We start from the raw sequence: 8,200 nt of genomic DNA on the forward strand, positions 1-8,200 counted from the left end.
CGGCTTCTCGTCGGAAGAGATCACCGACGCCATCGAGCAGATCGTCGATACCTATCTCGGCCTTCGGCTCAGTCCCTCAGAACGTTTTATCGACGCCTACCGCAGAGTCGGTCCCGCGCCGTTCAAGGAGGCGCTCTATGCTGGCGAAACCAAGGCCGCTTGACCGGGTCGTTGATGTCGAGGCCGGCGTCGCCGCCGAGGCGGCGGGGCTCGACGCGCTTTATGGGCACCTCAGCCCGATCGAGGTCATAGAGCGTTCGGCGAACGAGTTGTTTCGCGGCGGTATCGCCGCCGTTTCCTCCTTCGGCGCCGATTCCGCCGTGCTGCTGCACATGATCGCCAAGGTCGACCGCGCGCTGCCGGTGATCTTCCTCGACACCGGCAAGCATTTCGAGGAAACGCTCGGCTATCGCGATGCGCTGGTCGCCGATTTCGGCTTCACCGATGTCAGGGTGATCAAGCCGGAGGAGGCCGCGCTCGAACGCGTCGATCCGACAGGCAGGCTGCACGAAACCAACACCGACGCCTGCTGCAACGTGCGCAAGGTCGAGCCGATGGCGCGCGGCGTCGAGCCGTTCCGCGCCTGGTTCACCGGGCGCAAGCGATTCCAGGCCTCGACGCGCGCGGCGCTTCCGGTCTTCGAGGCGGTCGGCTCGCGCATCCGCATTAATCCGCTGGCGCACTGGACGACTTCGGACCAGGCCGACTACATGCGCCAGCACGCGCTGCGCGAAAATCCGCTGGTCGCCTATGGCTATCTGTCGATCGGGTGCTTCCCGTGCACGCAGCCGGTACAGCCGGGCGAGGACGCGCGCAGCGGCCGCTGGGCCGGGCACGCCAAGACAGAGTGCGGCATCCACCTTTCCGGCCTGGAGAAGTCGCTGACCGACGCATCCCTTTAGGCTATGTTGATATTCAGGTGAGGCCGGCCCGCAATCGTCGGTTTCCAGCGTTTCCGGTGCTCACGCACCATGGGACGCTCCGCTCGGGCTCGGCCTGACCTGAAACGCGACACATCCTTGGATTTTTGGACTTGGGAATTTTTGATGACTGAACCGACCAAATCGGAAACCCGCCTCTGGACCCCGAACGGTTTCCGCGAGGACGAGTGGATCCAGGCCGAGAGCGCCGAGGCGCTGGCCGGCAATGGCCGCTTCATCCTGCCGCTGCAGGCGTTCCTGGGGCTCGACCCGGAGGTGCGCAAGTCGGCCAGGGAACGCATCGGGGTGCTGCTGCAGCCCGGCGACGAGCTCGACAAGATCGTCGGCCTGCTCGACCAGCTGTCGCTGGTGGCGTTGGCCTTCCCGGCGTTCAATGACGGCCGTTCTTTCTCCAAGGGCGAATTGCTGCGCAGCCGCCATCATTTCGAGGGCGCCGTCCGCGCCGCCGGCCAGGTGCTGGTCGACCAGCTGCCGCATATGCTGCGGGTCGGCTTCGACGAGTTCGAAATCTCGAACCCGGTGCTTTTGAAGCGGTTGGGGGAAGGCCGCACCGGCGGGCTGGGGCTCTACTACCAGCCGACCGCCGAGGCGGAGACCAAGGGGCCGAAATATTCCTGGCGGCGCAAACGCGCGGGCTGACCCTGCGGTAACTCGTCGACGTCTTTACAACGCGCGCAAGCAGGCCTTCTCTGACCGTACGGACGGAAATATCCGCCGGGAGGAGACCATGCGCTACGACTATGTCATCGCCGGCGGCGGTTCCGCCGGCTGCACGCTTGCCGCCAGGCTTTCTGAGGATGCATCGAAGACGGTCTGCCTGATCGAAGCGGGCGGCGAAGGCAAGGATCTCCTGATCCGCGCGCCGGCCGGCATCATCGCGCTGCTGCCGGGCAGGCCCAGGATCAACAATTGGGGGTTTGAGACGGTGCCGCAGGAAGGGCTCGGCGGCCGCAAGGGCTACCAGCCGCGCGGCAAGGCCTTGGGCGGCTCCAGCGCCATCAACGCCATGCTTTACACGCGCGGTCACCGCCGCGACTATGACGAATGGGCCGATCTCGGCTGCGACGGCTGGTCGTGGAGCGAGGTGCTGCCCTATTTCCGGCGCGCCGAAGGCAACCAGCGCGGCACTGATGCGCTGCACGGCGGCGACGGACCGCTCAGGGTGGCCGAGCAGCAGGAGCCGCGTTCGATCTCGAAAGCCTTCGTCGAGGCCTGCGGCGAGAACCAGATCCGCCGTAACGACGATTTCAACGGGCCCGAGCAGGAAGGGGCGGGGCTCTACCAGGTCACGCAATTCTGGGGCGAGCGGCGCAATGGCGAGCGCTGCTCGGCCGCGGCAGCCTATCTGCATCCGGCGATGGGCCGGCCGAACCTCACCGTCATCACCGGCGCGCAGGCGACCGGCGTGGTGCTCGACGGCAAGCGCGCGACGGGCGTGCGCTATCGTGCCGGCAAGAGCGAAGCCGTGGCGGAAGCCAGGCGCGAGGTCATCCTGTGCGGTGGCGCGTTCGGCTCGCCGCAAATGCTGCTGCTTTCCGGCATCGGTCCGGCGGCGGAGCTGGCAGTGCACGGCATTCCGATCGTCCATGAACTGCCCGGTGTCGGCAAGAACCTGCAGGACCATCTCGATTTCATCCTGGCCTGGAAGTCGCGCGAGACCGAGCTGATGGGCATCGGCCTCCGCGGCCTGCCCGGACTGCTCAGGCACATGCTGCGCTGGCGCAAGGACGGCACCGGCATGATCGCCACGCCCTATGCGGAGGCCGGCGCCTTCCTCAAATCCGACGCGGCGGCCGAGCGGCCCGACCTGCAACTGCATTTCTGCATCGCCATCGTCGACGATCACGGCCGCAAGCTGCATATGGGCTATGGCTTCTCCTGCCATGTCTGCGTGCTGAGGCCCTATTCGCGCGGCGAGGTTGGGCTGTCCAGTCCAGACTCGCTGGCGCCGCCGCGCATCGACCCGCGCTTCCTCGAGGACGAGCGCGACGCCGAGCTTCTGCTCCGGGGTGTGCGGATGATGCGCGGCATTCTGGAGTCGCCGGCGCTGGCCAGGTATCGCCAGAAGGAAATCTATACCGCTGGCGCTGCCAGCGACGCCGAGCTGATGGCGCATATCAGGGCCCGCGCCGACACGATCTATCACCCGGCCGGCACCTGCAAGATGGGCATCGACGAGATGGCCGTCGTCGATCCGCAGTTAAAGGTGCGCGGGTTGCAAGGGCTGCGCGTCGTCGACGCCTCGGTGATGCCGACACTCGTCGGCGGCAACACCAATGCGCCGACGATCATGATCGCCGAGAAGGCGGCGGATATGATCCGGGCGGCTGCCTGACGCTGTCTTGGTCAGACCAGCCTCTCCGGTTTTGCTCCGGAAGCCTTGCCTTTGTTGCTCACCGGGCGCCACAGAATCAATCTGGTAGGACCAATCGTGCGATTTGCGCTTCCCCTCCGCCCTGCTTGCCCTTACGATAGGGCTATATTTCGCGCCTCGAAATAAATAGCCAGCTAAGGGAGGAACCGGCATGGCAGGCAAAAGGATTCTGATGCTCGTTGGCGAGTTCAGCGAGGAGTATGAGATTTTCGTCTTCGAACAGGCCATGCATGCGGTTGGCCATACGGTGCATGTCGTGTGCCCCGACAAGAAGGCCGGCGACATCTTGAAGACCTCGCTGCACGATTTCGAAGGCCACCAGACCTACACCGAAAAGCTCGGCCACGACTACATCCTCAACAAGACCTTCGCCGAGGTGAACCCGGCCGACTACGACGCCGTCTATGCGGCCGGCGGGCGCGGGCCGGAATACATCCGCATCGACAAGCGCGTGCAGGCGCTAGTCAGGCATTTCCACGAGACCGGCAAGCCGATTTTCACCATCTGCCACGGCGTGCAGATCCTGATCGCCGTCGACGGTGTGGTGCGCGGCCGCGAGGTCGCGGCGCTGCAATACTGCGAGCCGGAAGTGACGCTCGCCGGCGGCATCTACATCGATGTCGCGCCGACCGGCGCCCATGTCGATGGCAATCTGGTATCGGCCAAGGGCTGGCCTGGCCTTGCAGCGTTCATGCGCGAATGCCTGAAGGTGCTCGGCACCGAGATCCGCGACGGCAAGGCGCTGATGCGCGACGAACGCAAGGCGGCTTGAAATATCGGGAAAAGCGCCGCTCGCAGCGGTTCCAGTCCCATGGAACCGCTGATCCTCTAAGCCTCTGATTTCTTGTGCAATTCCAGGCGGAAACCGGGCTGCGCAGCCTTGCTGGAATTGCTTCAGGCGCGGCGGCGCGTCCGGTCTTGCGGATGCGCAGCTACTGGCGGCGTTCGCCGTTGGCCGCCCTGGTTTCGATGTCATCGAGCTGGTCGAGCAGGTCGCGGAAATGCTCGGGCGTGTTCGTTTCCAGGCGGAATGACGGCAGCGTGCGCAGAAAGCGCTTCGTCGCTTCGCTGCCAAGCTGTCGTCTGATATCGGCGGCGAGTTCCGCGCGCCTTTCGCTTTTGTTGCCGCTCATCGTCCCAAATCCTGTGTCGGCTTCGAAACTCCCTCAACCCGGCAATGGTTCCCTCGCCGCCGCTTTCTCGCAAGCGAAGCCGGCGATCAAGGTAAAATTTGATTTAATATCGAACGGTCCCCTGGAGACGCAGCGAAACTGCGTTGGCTCGCTTGCCCCTTGATTTTTGGCCTTCAAACCTCGATATCGGGCGCAAATCCAAACCATTCGGAATGACGGGAAACGGCGATGAGCGACCAGGCAAAAGACGAACGCGCGCCCGAGGATATGGAGCCTACCGAGGCCACCGGCGAACGTGCGGAAGGCAGCGTCGACGGCGACTACGAGGCGCTGGTGCGGCTGCTGAAGGAAAACGAGGAATTGAAGGACCGAGCGCTTCGCGTCGCGGCAGAGATGGAGAACCTGCGCCGTCGCACCGTGCGCGACGTGCACGACGCGCGCGCCTATGCGGTGGCCAATTTCGCGCGCGACATGCTGTCGGTGTCGGACAATCTGCGCCGCGCGCTGGACGCCATTCCGGCCGAAGCCAAGGCGTCGGGCGATGCCGGCTTCAAGGCCCTGATCGAGGGCGTCGACCTTACCGAGCGCGCCATGCTTGCGGCGCTGGAGCGGCATGGGGTGAAGAAGCTCGCGCCGGAAGGCGAGAAGTTCGACCCGAACTTCCACCAGGCGATGTTCGAGGTGCCCAATCCCGATGTTCCCTCAGGCACCGTCGTCCAGGTCGTCCAGCCCGGCTATTCGATCGGCGACCGCGTGCTGAGGCCAGCCATGGTCGGCGTCGCCAAGGGCGGCCCGAAGGCCGCTGTCGCCGAGGCGCCGGTCGAGCCGGGGCCGGTGAACGAGCAGGCCGAGAAGGATGCCTGATAGTGAGTAGCGAATAGGGAGCAGTGAGTAGGGGGACAGATACTAATCTGCGGCTTCGTGCTATTGCCCTACTCCCTATTCGCTATTCACTACTCGCTCAGCCCATGAACCTCATCGAGCTTCTCGACTATGCCGGCGTCGCCGTCTTCGCGGCGACAGGCGCGCTTGCCGCTTCGCGCAAGCAACTCGACATCATCGGCTTTCTGTTCCTGGCCTGCGTCACCGGTATCGGCGGCGGCACGTTGCGCGACGTCATCCTCAACCTGCCGGTGTTCTGGGTCGCCAACCGCGACTATGTGCTGATCTGCGTGGTGGTCGCGGTGCTAGTCTTCTTCAGCGCCCACCTGGTCGAATCCCGCTACAAATTGCTGCTCTGGCTCGACGCCATCGGCCTCGCCGCCTTCTCGGTGATGGGCGCCGCCAAGGGCCTCGCCATCACTGGCTCACCGGTCGTCGCCACCATCATGGGCGTGCTGACCGCCACCTTCGGCGGCATCCTGCGCGATCTTCTGGCGGGGGAGCCGTCGGTGCTTCTGCGGCCCGAGATCTACGTCACGGCGGCTCTTGCGGGTGCGGCCCTTTTCACCGTCGGTGACCTTGCCGGCCTGCCGCCGTTGGCGGCGGGTCTGCTGGGTTTCGCCGCGGCATTCATTGTGCGCGGCGGCGCGCTCAAATTCGGCTGGGCCTTTGCGTCTTACAAAAGCAGGCCCGGACGGCGGCCGGAGGATATTCCATGAGAGAGAGCGAATAGCGAATAGGGAGTAGCGAATAGGGGCTGACGCAGCTCCCGCTGGTCAGTATTCGCTGTTCGCTGAGTTATGCCGCGAAGCGCTGGGCTTCCCCGCCATAATAGTTGACGTAGCGCGCACCGATCTCCTTGACCGGCATGACGACAAAGACGTCGACGGTCGAGAATTCATGATCGATGACGCAGCCGTCGCCGATGCGGGCGCCGACGCGCAGGTAACCCTTGACCAGCGGCGGCATCGCCGCGATCGCGGCCTTGGCGTTGACCGCCTCGATCGGCATCAGGTCCATGGGGCAGTAACGGCCCGCGACCGCCTTGACGTCCCAAGCCGAATTGGTGCGGCAGTGATGGGCGAGATAGGTCAAGGCCTCGGCATGCGCTGCCGGCACGATGCCGTGGAAGGAGGCGCAGCCGGTCATCACGCCGATGCCGTAGTGGTTGATGTAGGCCCAGATGCCTTGCCACAGCGCCTCGATGGTGCGCTTGGAACGGTATTCCGGCAGGACACAGGAGCGGCCGAGCTCGAGGAAACGCTGACCGGGATGACGGGCGATCAGCTTGGTCAGCTCGAACTCGCCCTCGGAATAGAAACCGCCAGCCGTCGCCGCGATTTCCTGCCGCAGCAGCCGGTAGGTGCCGACGATGCGGCGGTGCTCAGGGCCGGGGAGCGAGGTGTCGAACACCAAAAGGTGATCGCAGAGCGGGTCGAAACGGTCGGCGTCGCGACGGTTCTGCGCCTGGAACAGGTCCTTCCTGGCACCGAGCTCGTCATAGAATACCCGGTAGCGCACTTCCTGGGCGGCCGCGATCTCGGCCTCGTTGCGGGCAAGCCGCACTTCGAGATTGCCGATGCGGCCGAGAGGGGTGCCTGTTGCAACGGCATCGCCGGTCCGCGCGGCGAGCAGGGCGCCGCCGGCATTCGGCCGAGTGTCACATTCCGGCATAACTGTATGCACGAGTGATTCTCCTTCGAGCCATCCCTCTTGGCACGGGGATACGGTGTAGGTGCAACAGGATTGTGACAGTACCGTGATACGCAGCGGCGGGCAATACTTCGTCGGCTGGCGAATGCCTTCATCCGGCTACCTTTAGCTGGGCAAAGCCAGGCAATCCAAGGCGTGTGCCGGGGGCAAAAAATTCAGGCCGCGACCTGCGCCTCGACAGCGCTGACCAGGGCGTCCGGGTCGAGCGGCTTGGTGACGAAGCCGCTGGCGCCGTGCGCCAGTACCGTGTGGCGGGTCTTTTCCTGGCTGTCCGCCGACAGCACCATGATCGGGACGGGCGGCACCGCCAGCGCCTCCTCGTGGCGGCGAATGGCGGCGATGGCATCCAGCCCGTCCATGACCGGCATGTGCAGGTCCATCAGCACCACGTCGAAGCGGTGCTTCAGGCCGGCATCAGTGACAGCCTCGACGGCGGCCTTGCCGTTGCCGACCACCTTGACGCGATGCCCGGCCTTCAGGAGCGTGGCGCGGGCGAGCATGGCGTTGATGTCGTTGTCCTCGGCGATCAGCACCGACAGGCCCTGCTCGCCACGGCGGCCGCCGGCGCGCACGGGCTGCGCGCCGCGCTTGTCGGCTTGCGGCAGGGGCAGGGCTGGCGCGTGGCTGGTCAAGAGCACGCGCAGCAGCGTCTCGCCGCGCACCGGCCGCGCCAGGAAGGTGGCGTAGCCGTTGGCGCGGAATTCGCCGAGCATGCCGCGGTCGGTCGGCGCGATTAACGTGATCGCCTCACAGTCGGCAAAACCGTTCTGGCGCAAGCGCTTGAGCAAGCGCCCGTCGCTGTTTTCCATGGCGGCATCGACCAGTAGAACGTCGCAGCCGGTGGCGAAAGGCGTTGCCTGGGCAAGCGTCGTCGCCAGGTCGACGGCGCCGCCATGGGCGCGGATGGTGCGCGCGATGGCGTCGGCCTCGACCGCGTTCTTCGACACGATCACGGCGCGCCGGCCGGAGAGGATGTCCTGCCGGTTCTGCGGCGGCTCGGTTGCGGCCACGGCCGGAAGCTCGAAGACGAATTCGGATCCCTCGCCGAGCCGGCTCGACACTGAAATCGAACCGCCCATGGCGGTGACGAGGCGCCTGGATATGGCAAGGCCGAGGCCTGCACCGCCATGCACCCGGGTTGAGGTGCCGTCCGACTG

The 8,200-nt window shown here is 65.4% G+C and carries 9 protein-coding genes; 6 read left to right on the plus strand and 3 right to left on the minus strand.

Annotation, left to right across the window (positions count from 1 at the left end; translation table 11 throughout):
* Window positions 1-137 precede the first annotated feature (137 nt).
* From EN781_RS18755 to EN781_RS18770, 4 genes are all read left to right on the plus strand, one after another.
* Entirely contained in the window at window positions 138-902 is a 765-nt protein-coding gene (locus EN781_RS18755; protein WP_126058278.1) for a phosphoadenylyl-sulfate reductase, read from the plus strand.
* Window positions 903-1,046: 144 nt separating this feature from the next.
* Window positions 1,047-1,580, plus strand: a complete 534-nt coding sequence (locus EN781_RS18760; protein WP_126058279.1) for a DUF934 domain-containing protein — start codon at window positions 1,047-1,049, stop codon at window positions 1,578-1,580.
* An 88-nt stretch (window positions 1,581-1,668) separates the two neighbouring features.
* Window positions 1,669-3,276: a GMC family oxidoreductase N-terminal domain-containing protein gene (locus tag EN781_RS18765; protein WP_126058280.1), complete on the plus strand. Its 1,608-nt coding sequence runs from the start codon at window positions 1,669-1,671 to the stop codon at window positions 3,274-3,276.
* Window positions 3,277-3,466: 190 nt separating this feature from the next.
* On the plus strand, window positions 3,467-4,087 hold the full coding sequence (locus EN781_RS18770) for a DJ-1/PfpI family protein (RefSeq protein ID WP_126058281.1): 621 nt from the start codon (window positions 3,467-3,469) through the stop codon (window positions 4,085-4,087).
* Window positions 4,088-4,247: 160 nt separating this feature from the next.
* Here the strand turns inward: EN781_RS18770 and EN781_RS18775 are convergent, their stop codons facing one another.
* The gene (locus EN781_RS18775; protein ID WP_126058282.1) at window positions 4,248-4,448 is read right to left on the minus strand and encodes a hypothetical protein; all 201 of its coding nucleotides are present in this window, start codon (window positions 4,446-4,448) and stop codon (window positions 4,248-4,250) included.
* Between the two features lie 228 nt (window positions 4,449-4,676).
* Here EN781_RS18775 and grpE point away from each other — a divergent pair, with 228 nt between their 5' ends.
* Together grpE and EN781_RS18785 are read left to right on the plus strand one after the other, a co-directional pair.
* Window positions 4,677-5,312 (plus strand): nucleotide exchange factor GrpE, encoded by a 636-nt coding sequence (gene grpE, locus EN781_RS18780; protein ID WP_126058283.1) that lies wholly within the window; start codon window positions 4,677-4,679, stop codon window positions 5,310-5,312.
* A gap of 104 nt (window positions 5,313-5,416) precedes the next feature.
* Window positions 5,417-6,049 carry a trimeric intracellular cation channel family protein gene (locus EN781_RS18785; protein WP_126058284.1) on the plus strand — a complete coding sequence of 211 codons (633 nt, stop codon included), beginning with the start codon at window positions 5,417-5,419 and terminating at the stop codon, window positions 6,047-6,049.
* Between the two features lie 79 nt (window positions 6,050-6,128).
* On the opposite strand, the gene EN781_RS18790 is transcribed toward EN781_RS18785, so the two are convergent.
* Both EN781_RS18790 and EN781_RS18795 read right to left on the minus strand, forming a co-directional pair.
* The gene (locus EN781_RS18790; RefSeq protein WP_126058285.1) at window positions 6,129-7,016 is read right to left on the minus strand and encodes a GNAT family N-acetyltransferase; all 888 of its coding nucleotides are present in this window, start codon (window positions 7,014-7,016) and stop codon (window positions 6,129-6,131) included.
* A 182-nt stretch (window positions 7,017-7,198) separates the two neighbouring features.
* The coding region (locus EN781_RS18795; protein WP_127400222.1) for a response regulator at window positions 7,199-8,200 on the minus strand (1,002 nt) is incomplete at its 5' end.

The sequence above is a fragment of the Mesorhizobium sp. M4A.F.Ca.ET.090.04.2.1 genome, assembly GCF_003999085.1.
Taxonomy (GTDB): domain Bacteria; phylum Pseudomonadota; class Alphaproteobacteria; order Rhizobiales; family Rhizobiaceae; genus Mesorhizobium.